The organism is SAR324 cluster bacterium, from assembly GCA_015232315.1.
In the GTDB taxonomy this organism is placed as follows: Bacteria; SAR324; SAR324; order SAR324; family NAC60-12; genus JADFZZ01.
Map to the genome: position 1 here is coordinate 1 of JADFZZ010000054.1, position 17569 is coordinate 17569.

At 45.9% G+C, this 17569-nt stretch carries 14 protein-coding genes; 7 read left to right on the top strand and 7 right to left on the bottom strand.

The genetic code is table 11. The annotated features are described in order from the left end of the window. From HQM11_20425 to HQM11_20440, 4 genes are all read right to left on the bottom strand, one after another. Positions 1 to 830, bottom strand: an 830-nt coding sequence (locus HQM11_20425; GenBank protein MBF0353404.1) for a response regulator, incomplete at its 3' end; no start/stop codon positions are given. Then, a complete protein-coding gene (locus HQM11_20430; protein ID MBF0353405.1) occupies positions 827 to 4144 on the bottom strand; it encodes a response regulator in 3318 nt (1105 codons plus the stop codon). The genes HQM11_20430 and HQM11_20425, both read right to left, overlap by 4 nt. Positions 4145 to 4595: 451 nt before the next feature. Further along, positions 4596 to 6446, bottom strand: coding sequence for a hypothetical protein (locus HQM11_20435; protein MBF0353406.1), 1851 nt, complete (start codon positions 6444 to 6446; stop codon positions 4596 to 4598). A 26-nt stretch (positions 6447 to 6472) separates the two neighbouring features. Next, positions 6473 to 6697: a hypothetical protein gene (locus HQM11_20440; protein ID MBF0353407.1), complete on the bottom strand. Its 225-nt coding sequence runs from the start codon at positions 6695 to 6697 to the stop codon at positions 6473 to 6475. A 222-nt stretch (positions 6698 to 6919) separates the two neighbouring features. Here HQM11_20440 and era point away from each other — a divergent pair, with 222 nt between their 5' ends. Further along, entirely contained in the window at positions 6920 to 7825 is a 906-nt protein-coding gene (gene era / locus HQM11_20445; protein ID MBF0353408.1) for a GTPase Era, read from the top strand. Between the two features lie 19 nt (positions 7826 to 7844). Then, positions 7845 to 9233 (top strand): hypothetical protein, encoded by a 1389-nt coding sequence (locus HQM11_20450; GenBank protein ID MBF0353409.1) that lies wholly within the window; start codon positions 7845 to 7847, stop codon positions 9231 to 9233. A gap of 17 nt (positions 9234 to 9250) precedes the next feature. On the opposite strand, the gene HQM11_20455 is transcribed toward HQM11_20450, so the two are convergent. After that, positions 9251 to 9631: a hypothetical protein gene (locus HQM11_20455; protein MBF0353410.1), complete on the bottom strand. Its 381-nt coding sequence runs from the start codon at positions 9629 to 9631 to the stop codon at positions 9251 to 9253. A 366-nt stretch (positions 9632 to 9997) separates the two neighbouring features. Here HQM11_20455 and groES point away from each other — a divergent pair, with 366 nt between their 5' ends. Both groES and groL read left to right on the top strand, forming a co-directional pair. Then, positions 9998 to 10282, top strand: coding sequence for a co-chaperone GroES (gene groES, locus HQM11_20460; protein MBF0353411.1), 285 nt, complete (start codon positions 9998 to 10000; stop codon positions 10280 to 10282). Between the two features lie 51 nt (positions 10283 to 10333). Beyond that, entirely contained in the window at positions 10334 to 11989 is a 1656-nt protein-coding gene (groL, locus tag HQM11_20465) for a chaperonin GroEL (GenBank protein ID MBF0353412.1), read from the top strand. Positions 11990 to 12031: 42 nt separating this feature from the next. Here the strand turns inward: groL and dksA are convergent, their stop codons facing one another. Then, positions 12032 to 12409, bottom strand: a complete 378-nt coding sequence (gene dksA / locus HQM11_20470; GenBank protein MBF0353413.1) for an RNA polymerase-binding protein DksA — start codon at positions 12407 to 12409, stop codon at positions 12032 to 12034. 306 nt (positions 12410 to 12715) lie between these two features. Here dksA and HQM11_20475 point away from each other — a divergent pair, with 306 nt between their 5' ends. From HQM11_20475 to HQM11_20485, 3 genes are all read left to right on the top strand, one after another. Further along, complete coding sequence (locus HQM11_20475; GenBank protein MBF0353414.1) at positions 12716 to 14350, top strand: SpoIIE family protein phosphatase; 1635 nt, start codon at positions 12716 to 12718, stop codon at positions 14348 to 14350. A 244-nt stretch (positions 14351 to 14594) separates the two neighbouring features. After that, positions 14595 to 16094, top strand: coding sequence for a DUF3336 domain-containing protein (locus HQM11_20480; GenBank protein MBF0353415.1), 1500 nt, complete (start codon positions 14595 to 14597; stop codon positions 16092 to 16094). Between the two features lie 115 nt (positions 16095 to 16209). After that, on the top strand, positions 16210 to 17016 hold the full coding sequence (locus tag HQM11_20485) for a Uma2 family endonuclease (GenBank protein MBF0353416.1): 807 nt from the start codon (positions 16210 to 16212) through the stop codon (positions 17014 to 17016). 159 nt (positions 17017 to 17175) lie between these two features. Here the strand turns inward: HQM11_20485 and HQM11_20490 are convergent. Further along, positions 17176 to 17569 (bottom strand): DUF4351 domain-containing protein (locus HQM11_20490; protein ID MBF0353417.1); only part of this gene is annotated, 394 nt, incomplete at its 5' end.

Sequence of the window (17569 nt, forward strand, 5' to 3'; positions counted from 1 at the left end):
ATGATGGGGGGATGACCGGCATTGGCCAGGGTGAGCAGGCCATCTTTACGTATTTTCAGGAGAACAGCCGTCATAAAACGATCACTCGGTAAATGCGCGTTCAGTTCATCGTTGATGTAGACCATCACTTCTTTGGGGGTGGCATTGGCTTTTTGAGTGAGAAGAACATCTGCCATGATCGTTGTCAAAGCCGCAGAAATGCCATGTCCTGTGCTGTCTCCCAGAAACATGCTGAACAAGCCGGAAGCATCAGTATAAATTTTGAACATATCACCTGACACGTAAGAATGCGGGAGATAGCACACCGCCACCTTCATAAACTCCGGGATGTGATAGCCGGTGAATAATTGGTACTGTAACACTGCGGCAGTTTTCCAATCCTGCGTCATTTCCTCATTTTTTCGCGCCAATTCATCGGTTTTTTCCCGCAATTGGTCGGACTGTCGTTTGAGTCTGACATGGTTGCGCACCCGGGTTCTGATGATGGGCAAACTGAAGGGTTTGGTGATATAATCCACGGCACCCAGATTCAACCCTTCCTCTTCATCGACAGGATTTGACTTTGCCGTGATAAAGATCACCTGAATATCCCGGCTCTCCGGCTGTTGTTTGATTCGGCGGCACACCTCGAAGCCGTCCAGTTCGGGCATCATGATGTCCAGTAGAACGAGCACAGGTTTATCCTTACGGATGATGTCCAGTGCGATCAGACCATTGGTCGCGACCTTGATGCGATATTCAGCTTTAAGCGCTTCGGACAGCACCGTCAGATTAGTGGGTGTATCATCCACTATCAGAATGACAGGGAGAGTTTCGTTTTGATGATTCATACAGGTTCATCCAGCAGGGGATGTCCTTTCGGGCACCGGATCGCTTTAATAAGGCTCAGCGCCTTGGGATAGTCAAAATTGGTCACATAATGGTTTAACACATCCAGATCATTGCGCACGTCCTGACATCGGATGCATTTTTTCAAAGTGGCGATTGTCGCATCAGGGATCAAATCATGATTTTCCAACAGCGAATACAATTGCCGCATCAGGCCCTTGAAGTCCTCCCATCGGCAAACGTCACACTCCAAAACCGATTCCAACTGAAAATCGTTGGCGGGAAGCATCGCAAGGGAAGACAGCACCTGTTCCAATTCATGCTCAAATAATTCAAGTCCGGTAATGGCAGCCTCTTTTTCGATCTCCTGTTCAAGTGCCGTGGCGGCCGCATGAAGTCCCACTGCTCCGATGCCTGCGGCCCCGCCCCTGATTTTGTGCGCCAAAGCTCTCGCCTTATCCCTCTGCCCGGCCTGAAGGAACTGGCGCAATTCATCATCCGCATCAGCAAATATTCCGGCAAATTGACGCATGACCCTGATAAGTAACGCGGGGTTCCCACCGACCAAAGCCAGAGACTCGCTGAGTACAAAACCGGGCAATTCGGCCGGAAGGGCAGTACCCTCTACCGCTGAGGAACTACGTTTCACTGTGTCATTTTGATCTGGATGCAGTCCGTTTTTGATCCACTTTGCCAGGATTGTCATCAGATCTGTAGGCATGATCGGTTTAGACACATGATCGTTCATTCCGGCAGTAAGGCAGGCTTCCCTGCCACGATCACTCGCCGCGGCCGTCATGGCGATAATGGGTAAATCAGCCAGTTCTGGGTTTTTCCGAATTTCACGGGTTGCCGTCAAACCATCCATCAACGGCATCTGCAAATCCATCATTACCGCATCGAAACGCTCCTGCGACAAGAGCGCCAGTCCCTGCTGTCCATTATAGGCAATCGCCACACAACATCCCGCACGCTCCAATATTTCCTGTGCAACCTGGATATTGACGGGATTGTCTTCAACCAGCAGGATTCGGGCACCACGGAGACTGGCCACGAGTTTGTCGGATTCGATAAACTCAGGAGACGCGGATTCCTGTGAATAGCGCTCACTCAAGCCGGTGTTGAGCTCAGGTAGGGCAAAACGTAACGTAAAGCTGAAGATGCTTCCTTTGCCGGGTTCGCTTTCCACAGAAATCGTACCGCCCATCATTTCAACCAGTCGTTGACTGATGGTCAATCCAAGTCCGGTACCGCCGAAGCGCCTGGTAATGGACCTGTCAGCCTGAGTGAATGGTTTGAACAAGAGAGTGAGTTGCTCGCTGGCTATGCCGATACCGGTATCTTGAACCGAGAAACGCAGTATCGTAAACCCCGCCCCTGACTCAAGCTGATCGACCTTGACATGAATTTCACCAGAGTCCGTGAATTTCACAGCGTTACCAACCAGGTTGTTCAGCACTTGTCCCAGGCGCAATCCATCTCCCACCAGCGTCACAGGGACATTGACCGGGACATTAAAAAACAGCTCAAGCCCTTTCTCTTCGTTATGGGCACTGAACAGATCCGACACATTTTTCAGCAGGTTTTGCAGATTAAACGTTTGGATATCCAGTTCCATAAGGCCCGATTCCACTTTGGAAAAATCAAGAATGTCGTTGATGATGGAGAGCAAGGCACTGGCTGACGTGTGTATCTTGGTCAAATAATCCTGCAATTTGGGAGATAGATTCTGGTTTAAAGCCAAATGGGACAGACCGATTATGGCATTCATCGGAGTGCGAATTTCGTGGCTCATGTTGGAAATAAATTCTGATTTGATCCGGTTGGCCTCTTCCGCTTCAAGGGTGCGCTGTTTGAGTTGTTCGTTCCCTTCACGCAAGGCCTGTTCTGCGAATTTTCGCTGTGAAATATCGTTGAAACTGCCAAAATAATTGACAATCCTGCCCTCTGCATCGCAAATCGCAGTGATCACCAGCCAAACCGGGAACACTTGCCCGTTCTTGTGCCTGTTCCAGACTTCGCCCTGCCAGATTCCTTTTCCAGCCAAAGCCTCCCACATTTGCTTGTAAACCTCCCGGGGCGTCGTTCCCGCATTAAGCAGTCGCGGATTGTGTCCGAGAACATCAGCCTCTTCATAGCCTGTCAGGGTGGTGAAGGACTGATTGATCGCGAGAATATTGTTGTCAGCATCCGTAATGCAGATGCCTTCAACGCTACGCTGGAACACACTGGACATCAGGCTCAGTGATTCAGTGCGTTCCCGGACACGCCGTTCAAGACTGGTGTTGCTCGCTATCAATTGATCGGTCATGGCATTGAATGCGGTGGCCAGTTCAACGACTTCGCTGTAGCCCGTCGGCACCGCTCGCACAGAATGATCGCCTGTAGCGATATCATGCGTCACCAGCGTGAGTTGTCTGATGGGGCGGGTCAGCCGTCTGGCTAAAAAGAGCGCGACCGTTACCGTCAGCGAAATAAAGAAGAGCAGGAAGGCATAAAAGCGATATCTCAGCATGGTCAGTGTGCCAAAAGCTTCGGCCTGGTCGATATGCGCCATGATACAGCCTCCGCCGATTTCCGGAACGAAACGAAAGCCATGGATGATAAGCACATTTCGGTAATCAAGATCGATCGTTTCAGCGTTCTCCGGCGTCAGACAACGGCGCATCGGCGTAGCGGTTATAGGCTGGCTGTGTCCTTGCGCGGAGGGGTAGCGGGAAGCCGTAATGAAGAAGCCTTGTTCATCGGCAAGAAAATTTTCGCCGGAATTTCCAAGATCAGGGTGCTCGATAAAAACGGATTGAATCACCTTGACAGAATAGGTGACAGCCAATCTCAGTTTTTCTGAGGATTCCTCAGTCTCGATGAAGTAGCGGCGTCCGAGTCCGGGTTCATATTTAGTGAATTGAGCCAACTGGCCTGCCCTGAACGTTGGAATTTTCCCAACAACGGCTGATTCTCCCACCGTCATGGGGGTACCTGAACCGTTTAAAGTGACACCTAGTGCGCCTTCACTCTGGATAAAAGAGGTCAGCTCATTGTGGACACAAACAGAATCATGAATCAAGGCTCCGCAAGTTCGTTGCAAATCATCCAGCATCCCCTCCGCGCGTTCTATGGCACGCTGGAAAACCATCGACATCTGTTCGTGTCGTGCATCCGCCACCCGTCCGACAGCTTTGATACGCTCCGATTTTATAACATCGATAGCAAAGCCGAAGGCCCCCCAGCCAATTAAGGACGCAGGCAAAAGCATGAGCAACAGGAACATCAGGCAAAGCTGTGATTGAAGGGATTTGAAGCTGATTTTCCGCATTAAAAAACCTATAGGACGTTAAACAAACAAGTACTTATGTAGTACTATATCCAAAGGATGAAAGTCAAAGACCTGATAATCAAGCCAATTTAGCTATAGTCATCGTTTCGTCAGTGAGTGGCGCAAGCCGGGCAGTACGACACCGGGAACGGTCGCTCCGGGTTACGTCCAGGGGAAGGTGGCAAACCGTGGAATTTCATCGGGACCTAACTCGATGCAAAGTACCCGATCATAAATCTTTAAACATTTTTCTGGTTCCCTACCTCTGGTGGGGAACCCTCCTTAGCCCACCTCCGGTGGCTTGCCAACGAACCGTGAAAGGGCACCGGATGTTAAAAAAACTTTTGATCGGGTACTTACCGTTTTCTAAACGGTATTTAACCTCGATGATTCCCGTTTTTTTATCGGCAAACCATCTGACACTGGCGAAACGATGACTATGACCTGTTTCTCAGGAAGGTTCGGCAGAAAGGGCTTCGGATAGCCGTTGTTCATAGGCTTGAATGAGGGTGTCACGGTATTTTTCAAGTTGTTGATTGATGTGTGCCATGTCGCCAGGTTCCAACACAGACAAACGGGACATCACATAGCGCAGTGTCGCCTGGGGTTGTTTGATGATGTACAGCAGAAATGTCATGGGTTCTTCATGTTCTTTTTTCCGGTAAATCAGCAGGAACAAATAAACCATGTAAAAGTGTTTAATCCCCTTTTGCATTTGCTGAAGCACATATTGTTCAATAGCGTTCAGATATTTTTCAGTATTGAATTTTTGCGGTTGGGGCGAGGTTTCATAGAGGTTTTGATAATAGAGATAGATCAGGATGGAGGACACAAAATATCCCCAGGATTTGTTGAAGAGTTCGAGAGGGAAGTCATTGGTTTTATTTTTCCTGAGGCGTGATTCCTGATGGTCGAACAGAATACCAAGTGTGCTCTGCCATTGCTTCAATTCTCTGGCCCGGTATTTCAGGTTCTGAAACAGCGGATTCAACCGTTGAAAGGAATCGCTTTGTTTAAAATCTTCCCCTTTGCGGATCATGGCAATGCCACGTTTGATATGAAACAGCGCTTCAAAAATTTTCTGATAAATCGATGATTCGTAGGACTGATGGTATTTTTTGACGGTTTTGCCCCAGTGTTCCACAGGGAGTGATTTGGGCAGCAATTTCATCAGGCGTAGCGGAAACTTCTGTTTCATGCGCCGGGCATCCTCCGTCAGAAACGCTTCGGGCAAGAGGAACGTTTTGCCTTTTCCTTCCTGTTTCATGCTGGTCAGCATGGTGATCAACTGCGTTTCCAGTTGTTCAAGATCATCTTTCCTTGCGGGATCATCCAGTGCCACAAAAACTTCTTCCAGAAATCCTGCCAGTGCCAGGAGCTGTTCCAGTTTGTTAAATACAGACTGCACAAACTGAAACGGTTCCTCATGTTTGAAAAAATCATAGGCTTTGATTTCATGCGGCAATATCAACTGAATCTGGGCATTCAACTTTTCAATTTCCTGAATCACCGGAGATAAAAACGAGGGATTCTCCCACTGAAACGCGGTCAGATGTTCACGATAAATGGTTTCAATGAGCGACATGGTTTCAGGCAACAGGGCATGGGTCTCCCATTGCTGTTTCCATTCTTCCAGCAACTGACGCCTGGCAATCGGATATTGCTTTGGCCAGGGCATCTGGTATTTGCGGGCGTAATCCTGACACTGAGCCTTGAAAATTTTAGAATCACAATCGATCGCTCTGATCAGATCCAGTTGCTCAGGAACACTGGCCAGTTGAGACTCTTCAGGGAGTGGGGTGCGGTAAAATTCATGAGACAGCACACTTTCCCAGAGATAGATATCTCCAATGAATTTGGAAAACAGGGTGCGGGTGATGTTGATGATCTGTTCCGTGCTCTGAATTTGAGGGGGTAAAATGACCATGACGGTATAAACACGGGACACCGCATTGAACTCCAGCAACGATGCCGGCAACGGCACTCTGGCAGGCAACGTCCGGCCTGTTTCCTCTTCATAAGCCCGGTTATCGAGAAAACGGATCTGGTGGTTCATGTCCTTCAAACCCAGTCCGTGCTGGTCACAAAATTCCAGAATGGAGGGGATCAATTGCTGAAGAATTGTTTGCACCCTGGGGGGTACGCCCTCCGCAAAATGGATGTGCTTCAGCGCAAACTTCCTGTCAAATGAAGAGGCCGGTTTGTGGAGATCATGCTGCCTGATCTGCTCTTCCAGAAGAATCCGGTTGAACTCTCCAAACCGTTCTTCCCAGAACTTCTCTTGATCCGTGATATTCTTCATAGGGCATACAGGCTAAGTCAGCATATTCAATATTTGAGAACCATGGCGATTTCACTGTCAATATTGCGTAAATTCCGGGGACCTTCAGTGGTGTTTTTAAGGTGGATCAGTTCAAAAAAATTGAGATTATCCAGGTTGATGTGCGGATGTCGACGTTTCATATACGACCAGAGCGTTAAATAGTTTTCTTCTTCGGCAAATTGATTTTCTTTACGTCTCAATGATGTCAGCGACTCATAATTATTTTCCATGGTGTGATCCTTTAAAACGATAATCCAGCGGTGTGAGTGCAAGGGGTTGGAGGAACTCTAGCAAAAAATCTGCCGTTTTTTGGATGTCTGTTTTATTAACTTGTGCAATCTTCTCGCATGGAAAATAAAAATTTGTTTGAGATCAACCGGTTTAATAAACCACTGAGACTCAATGACTCAGCGAATAAATTTTTTATGGCTTAAAATCCTTCAGAGTAAAATATGGCAGATGAATTAACACGATATTGCGGCTTTATTGGCGTGATCGGCTGTCCCAATGTCGGGAAATCCACCTTGCTCAATCAGGTGGTCGGGCAAAAAATTTCCATCACCGCGGATAAACCCCAAACGACTCGTAACCGGATTTACGGAATCAGAACCCAAGCTGTTCATCAAATGGTGTTTATCGACACGCCGGGCATCCATACCTCCACGAAAGTGTTGAATCAGCGGATCAACAACTATGCGTTGCAAACCCTGAAAGATGTTGATTTACTGCTGTTGCTGATTGAACCCTCTTTCAATCCGTCCCGTCCTCCACAGGAAACAGAAATCCTTCAACGACTGGGCAAAGAAATCCAGAATACGTTTCTTGTGATCAACAAAATTGATCAAATATCCAAAGAAGCACTGTACAAAGTCATCGATGGGTGGCAAAAAATGGCGGAATTTGCCGAGATCATCCCCGTTTCAGCACTCAAGGGGGACAATATGGACCGTCTGCTCCAGTTGATCCAGAAGAGACTGCCTGAGAATCCATTTTATTTTGAGGAAGATCAGGTTACCAATGTTTCAGAACGTTTTCTGGCTGGAGAATTTGTTCGTGAGGAAATATTTCGTCAGATGCAGCAGGAATTGCCCTATGCCACTGCCGTCGTTGTGGAATCATGGATGGAAGAACCTAAAATCATTAAAATTTTCTGTGTCATTTATGTGGAGCGGGATTCCCAGAAGAAAATACTGATCGGACACAAGGGGGAACAACTGAAAGCAATCGGCACCAACGCACGGAAAAAAATTGAAGGTTTGCTGGGGCAGAAGGTATTTCTGGATATGCATGTGAAAATCAGAAAAAAATGGAGCCAGGATGTTCAGTTTCTCGATTCCATCGGGCTCCAGGATATCTAAAAGAGGGGGAGGGGACAGGATGTTGAATGTTAAAACCCTATTGACAGGGTGCTTGTATCTGGGACTTGGCGGAACTGCCGCAACCTTTGAATCCAGCCTGGGTCTGGCCGGTGTGGGACTGCTTGGGGTGTTGCACGGCATGGTCAGTATTATCGCGCAAAACACACAGATCCTGAGTGACGTGGAACCACACACAGTTCCAACTGTAGCCGGGAAAAAAAGTAAACCGAAAAAAAAATCCGAAAAAGAGGAAAACGTTGTCGCAGGAGTGAACAGCGATATTTTTGCGCAGTTCAAAAATAATCTCAGCAAACAGGGGACCACTGTCCCTGAAGCACCCGCGATGACTAAAGCACCTGAGCCCAAACAGGCCCTCCCGCAAAAAACTTCTGTACCACTGCCACCTGTTCGTCAGTCTGCGCCGGTTCCTGTTCCGGAAATGAAAAAATTTGAATCCTTACTGACCACTGTGGAAAAGCAAACCAGAGTTGTGGAAAAGCAACCCCGAAGGGTGGAAAATGCTTCACAGGATAAAGTCAGCCTGACCCCGCAACCCGGAACCTCTGCCAAAGCAAAACCCTCACAGGAACAGTCCAAACCCGCTATCAAGCCACAAACTCCGGAAAATTTGCTGAAAAAACTCGCTGAGTTGCCGCACGAAGAGGATGACGACATGTTTGCTGATGTTCAGATTCCCCTGGGTGGGGAGTTGAAAAAAAAGGATCGCATCACAGAAAATGAGGACATGTTTGATGATGGACTGGGGAGTGCCCTGCAAGCGCCCTTATCTCAGGATGAAAAAAAACGGGATGCCGAAGCCTTGCTGAAAATGGCAGAAACTTTCTGTCAAAGTGGAAACTGGGGCGAAGCTGTGGCCAGTCTGGAAACGAGCTTTCACGCGTTCAATGAACTCAAGCTCACGCCGCCTTGGGAATCCATGCTGCTTTATACCAAAGCCTGCCTGAAACAAGGCGATATCACCAAAGCCAGCACGGCAATCCAGCAATTAAGAACGAATGGACTGAGCGACAAACATGCGGAATATACTTCTATTCTGGAATCCTTGAGTGCCGGCTTGGAAGAGCAGGGACAATATGAAACCGCCCTGCCACTGCTGAATGACTTGTTGAACAATTACCGTCAACAACTCAACCGGCTTGAAATGGACAATGTTTATGAGCGAATCGAACGTGCCCAGGAAGTCGCTGGTGATGATGAAAAGTTGATCAGAACCTATAAAAATCACCTGGAAATCAAGCGGATTCTCAAGGACCGATACGGAGAAAGCAAATTGCTCGATCTCATTGGCAACCGCTATTATAAAATGGGTGAAAAGGAATTGTCCCGTCAGTATTATGAAGACAACATGCGGTTGAAAAACATGCTGGAAAAAATGGAAGTTTCCTGAGCGCTGATCGAACATGCTTAAAACGCACAACCCTCTGGAGACTGACCACTCAGATTGTAGCCGAAATTGATCGCGTCAAACTGAATTTCGGATAGCAGTCTACAGCTTCTGGCCTTGCGGTCACGAATTACATAAAATTCGTTGATTCTGGGGGATGTTTGTGATTCCAGCGACGCGTAGATATCAATTGCTGTCAGAATATGATCTTCGGCCAGTTTCAGATAACGGGGCTGACGATCGCGTTTCCAACTGTCAAAATAGCTCAGCGTCCAGCCGATTTGTTTGTCACCCTGCTGTAGTCGTGACAAAAATGAGGGCACAGAAAATGATGTTGAACAGCCGGTCAAAATGATGATACACCCTGAAACGGATAACCACCGAATCATTTTATTGAACATAAAAAACCTCTGGAATGAATTTTCAAAACAGTCTGGTTTTCTTATCGGACATTTTATAAAAAACTTGATTTCACAGTGCCCATCTCGAAAATTCATCACGATTCTTTTGCTCTCCATCGTTCTGCTGTCCTCGTGTTCTTCGGGTAGCGGGCCATTCTACCGCTGGTGCGTCAAACGCGATTTTTCCCCCAGACTCTGTCAGAAATACTTCTAGCACCGTCCATTAGCACTCACTTGAGTCAAGTGCTATTTTGTTCTTGATTTTGAAAAGAGATGCTGTATATCCATAGCCATTGGCACTCATGAGCATTGAATGCTATTAAGAAACCGTTGGATTGTAAACATTAATCATTAAGGAGAGGTCGCATGATTCGCCCATTGCAAGATCGAATTTTAGTCAAGCGGATTGAAGCCGAAGAAAAAACAGCCGGAGGCTTGTTTATTCCGGATTCAGCTAAAGAAAAACCACAGGAAGGTGAAGTGAAAGCCGTTGGAAAAGGCAAGCGCCTGGAAAATGGCGAGTTGCTTTCTCCAGATGTCAAAGTCGGAGACAAGATTCTGTTCAGTAAATACGGTGGCACAGAAGTGAAAATCGATGGACAGGAACTCCTGATCATGCGGGAAGATGATATTCTGGGTGTGGTTGAATAATCCAGTCACTGTTCCAAACTTTTAATTGATAACTTTTAAAAAGGAAAATCTATGTCAAAGCAAATTGATTTCGGTACTGTGAGTCGTGACCGACTGCTGGCTGGTGTGAACAAACTGGCAGACGCTGTGAAGGTTACTCTGGGACCCAAAGGGCGAAATGTCCTGATTGAAAAATCTTTTGGAGCGCCTTTGGTCACCAAAGATGGTGTGAGCGTTGCCAAAGAAATTGAACTGGAAGACAAACTGGAAAACATGGGTGCCCAAATGGTTCGTGAAGTGGCGTCCCTGACTTCTGACAATGCCGGCGATGGAACCACCACCGCCACGGTACTGGCCCAGGCCATTGTGATCGAAGGCAACAAAAATATCGCGGCAGGCGCGAATCCAATGGACCTCAAGCGTGGTATTGAAAAAGCGGTTTCCGCTGTCAAGGAACGATTGAAAGAAATTTCTAAATCCATTTCAGGTTCCAGGGAAATCGCTCAGGTTGGTACTATTTCCGCTAACAGCGATGAAGCCATCGGGCGTATCATTGCTGAAGCCATGGAAAAAGTTGGTAAAGATGGTGTTGTAACCATTGAAGAAGCCAAAAGTGCTGAAACAACGCTGGATGTTGTTGAAGGAATGCAGTTTGACCGTGGTTATCTGTCTCCTTATTTTGTAACAGACAGTGAGCGGATGGAATGTGTTTTGGAAGATCCATTCATCATTCTTGTTGAAAAGAAAATCAGCAACATGAAAGACCTGTTGCCTATTCTTGAGCAAATTGCCAAAACAGGAAAAGCCTTTTTGCTGATTGCTGAAGACATTGAAGGTGAAGCACTGGCGACTCTGGTGGTGAATAAAATCCGTGGAACCTTGAAATGTGCCGCTGTCAAAGCTCCCGGCTTTGGCGACCGACGCAAGGCAATGCTGGAAGATGTCGCATACCTCACCGGTGGAACTGTTGTTTCTGAAGACATGGGAATGAAACTGGAAGATCTGACTCTGGATAAACTGGGTCGTGCCAAAACCATTACCATCGACAAAGACAATACCACACTGGTGGATGGTTCAGGTGACAAAAATTCAATCAAGGCCAGAATCAACCAAATCCGCAAGCAGGTTGAGGAAACCACCTCTGATTATGATCGCGAAAAACTGCAGGAACGTCTGGCTAAATTGGCTGGCGGTGTTGCTGTGATCAATGTTGGCGCCGCGACCGAAATCGAAATGAAAGAGAAAAAAGCACGTGTTGAAGATGCCTTGCATGCAACCCGGGCCGCTGTGGAAGAAGGAATTGTTCCCGGTGGTGGCGTGGCTCTGTTGCGCTGTCTGGATAGCGTGAAAAAAGCTGTTGAAAGTCTGGAAAACGCTGACCAGAAAGTTGGTGCGCAAATCATTCTCAAGGCGCTGGAAGCCCCTGTGCGACAAATTGTGTCCAACGCTGGACTCGAAGGTGCGTTGATTGTGGACAAAATCAAAAACTCTTCAATCAATCAAGGATTTGATGCCGCGACTGAAACCTATGTTGATATGTTTGAGGCCGGTATCATTGACCCGACCAAAGTGGTTCGGACTGCTCTGGAAAACGCGGCATCTGTTGCAGGGATGATCCTGACCACAGAAGCGGCTGTGCATGAAATTCCTGAGAAAAAAGACGCTGGTGGTCCTCCTCCTGGAATGGGCGGAATGGGCGGAATGGGTGGAATGGGCGGCATGATGTAAATCATACCCCTACACCGTGATGGAGTCCTGGAGCCTTGTGCTTCAGGACTTTTTTGATTTCCGTATATTTTCTTCTTCTTCCTGCTCCTCTTTACAATTAATACACAAAGTCGTGACCGGTCGTATCGACAGTCGCTTGCTGCCGATGGGGCCACCGCATTCCTCACATTCTCCAAACGTCCCGTTTTCAATCCTGTCCAGTGCTTCCTGAATTTTACCCAGCAGTTTATTTTGACGGTCTCTGATTCTTAAAACAGTGATGTGATCGCTTTCCAGGGTTGCCCGATCGCTCGGATCTGGAAACAAGGTGCTTTCCTCCTGCATCTCATGCAGGGTAATTTCTGAATCCCCCAATATTTCTTCACGCTGGCGATTGAGTTCATTTCTAAAAAATTCCAGATCAAGTGTCGTGTCGTCCATAACCCCCTCCATGAGAATTGATACAGAATGACGCCTTGCATTCATTCTGTTTGATACTTTAATTTTGATTAAAATCAGCCCAATACACTTGCAGTTGATAACGCTTGTCACACTAAAATGCAACATTTGTTTGTATATGCAGGATGTTCCTGGAAATCGGTCCTGTTCCGGGCAAGTTTTTGCCCAAAATTCCATTGCAAATTGTAAACAGATCCTTCAAGAACAATAGAGCAATCATATTTCGGAAATTTCGGAAAATCTTTATTGACGCCTCAACAAAAATCCTTATTTATGCAGATGAGTTCATTGATCACCTCTATTCTGGTTTTGATAGGCGCGGGTGTCATGTGCATGTGTATCATTGGCACAATGAAGACCCATAACTTGTTGACTCACTCACGATACGCGCATTTGTGGAAAGTTCTTCTTGTTCTGGAGATCTTTTTTCTCATGGGCTATTTAGGCGTGTTGGGGCTTATTTATGTCGGCCTGCATGAGATCATGCTGATTCTTACCGGCCTGGTGTTTTTTTCAGGCGCACTGTTTGTCTTTCTGGTGATTTATCTGGGTAAGGTTTCGCTGGAAGAAATGAAATCGACCAGTGACAGTCTGGAGCAGACCGTTGAAACACGAACCCAAGCCTTGAATAAATCGCAGAAACATTTGGAGAAAATCCAGAATATCGCACGGAAAGTCAGTGCTTTTCTGGACATAAAACAGGCCACACAGGTATTCATTGAACAGACAGTACAAGCGCTGAGAGCGGATGGATCCGGATCGATCATGCTCTATCGGGAAGCGGATAATTCGCTCTATTTTTATGCCGCCTACGGCTTGGATCCGGCTCATGTTAAAAATTTTATTATTCCTGTGGAACCGGGTAAAATCTATACTTATGATGTGTTCAAATCCCAACGTTCAAAAATTTTCAATGAAGAGGAACTCAAACCCTATCAAAATGAATCTACCCATAAACTGCATTATCAAAGATATTATCTTCAGCAACTGGTTGTACCTCTGGTTTCACAGGACAAAACGATTGGAATCATCACAATTTCCCATTATGACGCTAACCATCTTTTTCAAAAAGAAGATCAGTTGTTTCTGGAAAGCCTTGTTCAAAATCTGTCGCATCACTTTGAAAATGCTTCAACCTATGACGAACTCCGAAAAAAAGAAGAAGTGATCGGACAACTCTATCTGGATTTTCAGATAGAATTATATCAGGCCGCAGAATTTCAACAGCAGGTCTTGTCCAATATTCCCAAACTGCCCTATTTCAATACAGCGATCAAATATGTGCCGCACAGTCAGGTTTCGGGCGATACCTATGTGTTTGCCAGAAACCGTGAAGGCGCTGTGAACATTTTTCTGGGTGATGCCACTGGACATGGGATTTCAGCGGCGTTCATGACAATGATTGTCAACATTGGTATTGAAAGTATTGCCCCGCATTTGCCCACCGATGAAATAATCCGACGTCTTAACAAAATTCTGACAACCACCAAAAATACCGGACGTTCCATCACCGGAATTTTCAGCAGGATTTGTCCAGATGGAACGCTACTCACCACAAATGCCGGGCATTATCCGCTGATGATTCTACCTGCGGATGGCAGTCCGTTTATTCAACTCAAGGGCGATGGTCTCGGCTTGGGGTTGTTTGATGAAGAACTTCTTCCCTGGACTGAGGACCGATATCAATTGCAGGATGGCGATACGGTGTTACTTTACACAGATGGTATTCTGGAATGGGAAGACAAGAATGGAAACCAGTTTGAGATGGCTAGAATGCTTAAAATTCTGGAGGAATACCGTCATTTTGAGCTGGATACCCTGCTCTCAAAATTATTCAGGGCCGCTCAACTTTTTGCTGACGGCCAATCTCAGTCCGACGATATCACCCTGATTGGCCTACAATATATTTCCCCGAAAACCTGAGGAATTAACATGAGTGAAGGCGTTAATCTCGCTTGAGGTTAACGCCTTTTTTTGTTGTTTTGCAAAAATAACGCTTAAATTTGTGGTAAAAAACAACTATTTTTATAGTAACAAAATATACCATTGACAAATAATTTTAATTAAATACTATTTGACTGTGAGTAAATATATGAGTTTATCTGTTATTAATCTCAATCGGTTTTATGGATTGCAATAGAGCCTGATTGGCGGAATGGAGGATCTAATGTCAAATACCCAAAAAATAGAGGACTGCAAAAACGCCTTGAGGTCAGCGACCACTTACAGGGAATGGCGCGCGATTGCTCTGGAGTTAGACCATTTAGAAGGTCATGAAGAGTGGAAGTTGAATAAGGAATCGGATGATTATAATTATAAGCTGATCGAGAAGCGTTTGGCGCAGTTGCGGAAGCATAGAGAAGAAAATGATATCCCGCAAATGATTTTCCACCTACGTGAAGGGTTACACCGGAATCATGGGAATATTACGAATCCCAAATTATATTCACAAACGCATGTGGGTACAAAACATTTGATTGAGGAATATATTCGTGAAGTTGCCGGACTTCTTGAATATCTTTGTGACAATGAATTTGAGGCGTTCCCTTTTCCTGAAAAAATTCGATTCTTTGACGAATGTTCCCGGAGTTTTGGTTCGTCAGCGTTGTTGCTTAGCGGGGGTGCGATGCTTGGGTTGTTCCATATTGGCGTGATCAAGGCTCTGGATGAACATGATCTGATACCCGGTGTGGTTTCGGGATCCAGCGTTGGTGCAGTGATGGCCGGAGCACTGGGTACTTTCTCCAATCTGAAAGATCTTTATGACCCTGAAAAGCTCTACCTGGATATCTGGAGCAAACTTCCCTTGGCTGAAATACTCAAGCAAGGCACAATAATGGATGCCGCTCAAATGGAGTTTTTTCTGAAAAAAAATGTTGGTGAATATTTAACGCTGGAAGAGGCCTTCAAAATTACAGGAAAGCATCTGAATGTTACTGTTTCTCCGGCAATTGAAAATCATGCGACAAAACTTCTCAATCATTTGAATGCCCCGCATTTGCTGGTATGGAGTGCCATTATGGCATCGTGTGCCGTTCCCGGCATATTTCCACCAGTGCAGTTGATGGCTAAAGATCAGCAGGGAAACATTGTGCCTTACATGGCCGACTGCAAGTGGAATGACGGAACGTTGACCAGTGATTTGCCCATGAAGCGGTTAGCTGAACTTTATAATGTGACTCACGGTATTGTCAGTCAGGTAAACCCTCATGTTATTCCCTTTATTTCAGATAAAGTGACGGAGTCGGGGAGGATGGGCGGTATTAAGCATGTGATAATGGCCGAGATAAAAACTATTGGAAAATGGATGATCAGGATTGTTCAATATGTGATTCGAGAGAAGCGAATCACACAGGGTCTCGATATGCTGCATGACATACTCGACCAAAAATATATGGGCGATATTACGATACGCATGACACCAAATCTGACGAATTATGCAAATATGATCAAAAATCCTTCCCACGAATTCTTTCGTAACCTGGTGCTTGAAGGTGAGCGGGCCACCTGGCCAAAAATAAACATGATTTATCACCAGACTCAGATTGGGCAAACCCTGGAAAAATGTGTCAAAAAACTGGAGCAATCCCGACGGTTCGAGAGACGATCTCGAAGAACAGACAATACGGACGGCACCATGCTTGTCATTGACAGTAAATCGGCCTGATTTTTTCTAAATATGGGGGTTGGTCACAAGTCACTATCTTGCTTTTATAATCAAATCCCCTTAAAAACAAACACAGAATCATCATCTGTTATGTTCACGTTTGCCAGGAGTCTGTGTGAGTATTGATATTGAAACAAAAACTCAGGATGATCCTTTGTTGGTGCCTACCCGTGAGATGTGGGAACAAATGTCACCTGTGACTCAGTCACAAACAGAAAATGCCATTATTGCCGCTCTGGAACAAGAGTTCAATTTGATGGGCGAAAGTACCTTGCATTTTGATTCCCGCGCGACTGCCACAGAAGTATTACGGCGTTTTTTCAAAGCAAAGGGAAAAACAGTTTTTGTGGCTTCTGATCTTCACACACTCTATCCCGGAGAACGTGCTTTTTATCCAGACCTAATGGTTGTTTATGATGTTGAGATTCATCACCGTAGAAGTTGGAATGTGCTGAGAGAAGGAAAAGGTTTGGATTTTGTGCTGGAGATACTTTCCAAAGATACCCGACGAAAAGATCAGGTGGACAAGCTCAATCTATACGCAAGGCTCCAAATTCCAGAGTATTTCATGTTCGATCCCGATTATTTGAAACTCAGAGGATATCAATTGAGTGGTTCTTTATATCGTGAAATTGAGAATTTTAAGGGAAAAATTTACTCGGAAATACTGGGTTTGTTTTTACAGGTTGAGGCTGAAAAAATTCGATTTTCTTTACCAGAGGGTATTGATATTCCTTTTGCACGGGAACTGGTCACTCAGTTGAATGACAAGCTTTCTCATAAGGATCGTCTCATTTCAGAATACGCGAAACTTTTGGAAAACGAAAAACAGCGGGCTGAAGATGAAAAACAGCGGGCTGAAGAAGCTGAAGCCGAAGTGCGGCGACTGCGTCAATTATTAGAATTCAAATCCATGGAATAACATGTTGTGGTCTAATAACTTTGGAGTATGCATGTCCCGATCTATTCTGGTATCCGTCCGCTGCCATTAATCCCAACGCATTGAAACATCTGTCGATCTCTGAGGACGGACATTCAGGAATGTATCAATGCTCGTTTGCGGAACGAATAATACGAGTCATCAGAACCGGAACAATTCTTCCAGACTTTGAGCGGTCAAAATGCGTTCGGCTAGAGTTTCCAGTTGGGCGAAAGACAACGTACTCAGTTGAGACAGGTAAATTGCGGGAATTTCACGGAATTTGATCAGCAATTGTTTTTCTACCGTTCTGCGAAGTCCTTTCTCAATGCCTTTCTCAATGCCTTTTTCAAATCCTTCATCAATCCATTGTTGAGCCATGGTGGGCATAACGACCTCCTCTAATAATTCCGGGTTCGGGAGTTTGTGAAATTCTTCAATGAACGCGTCCTTCTCCAGATTCGGAGAGGCTTTGAACAGATAATACAACAACGTTTCCAGATACTCCAGTCCGGTTTTGCTCCGGGAATAGTCCCACAACATGGGAAACAGCGTG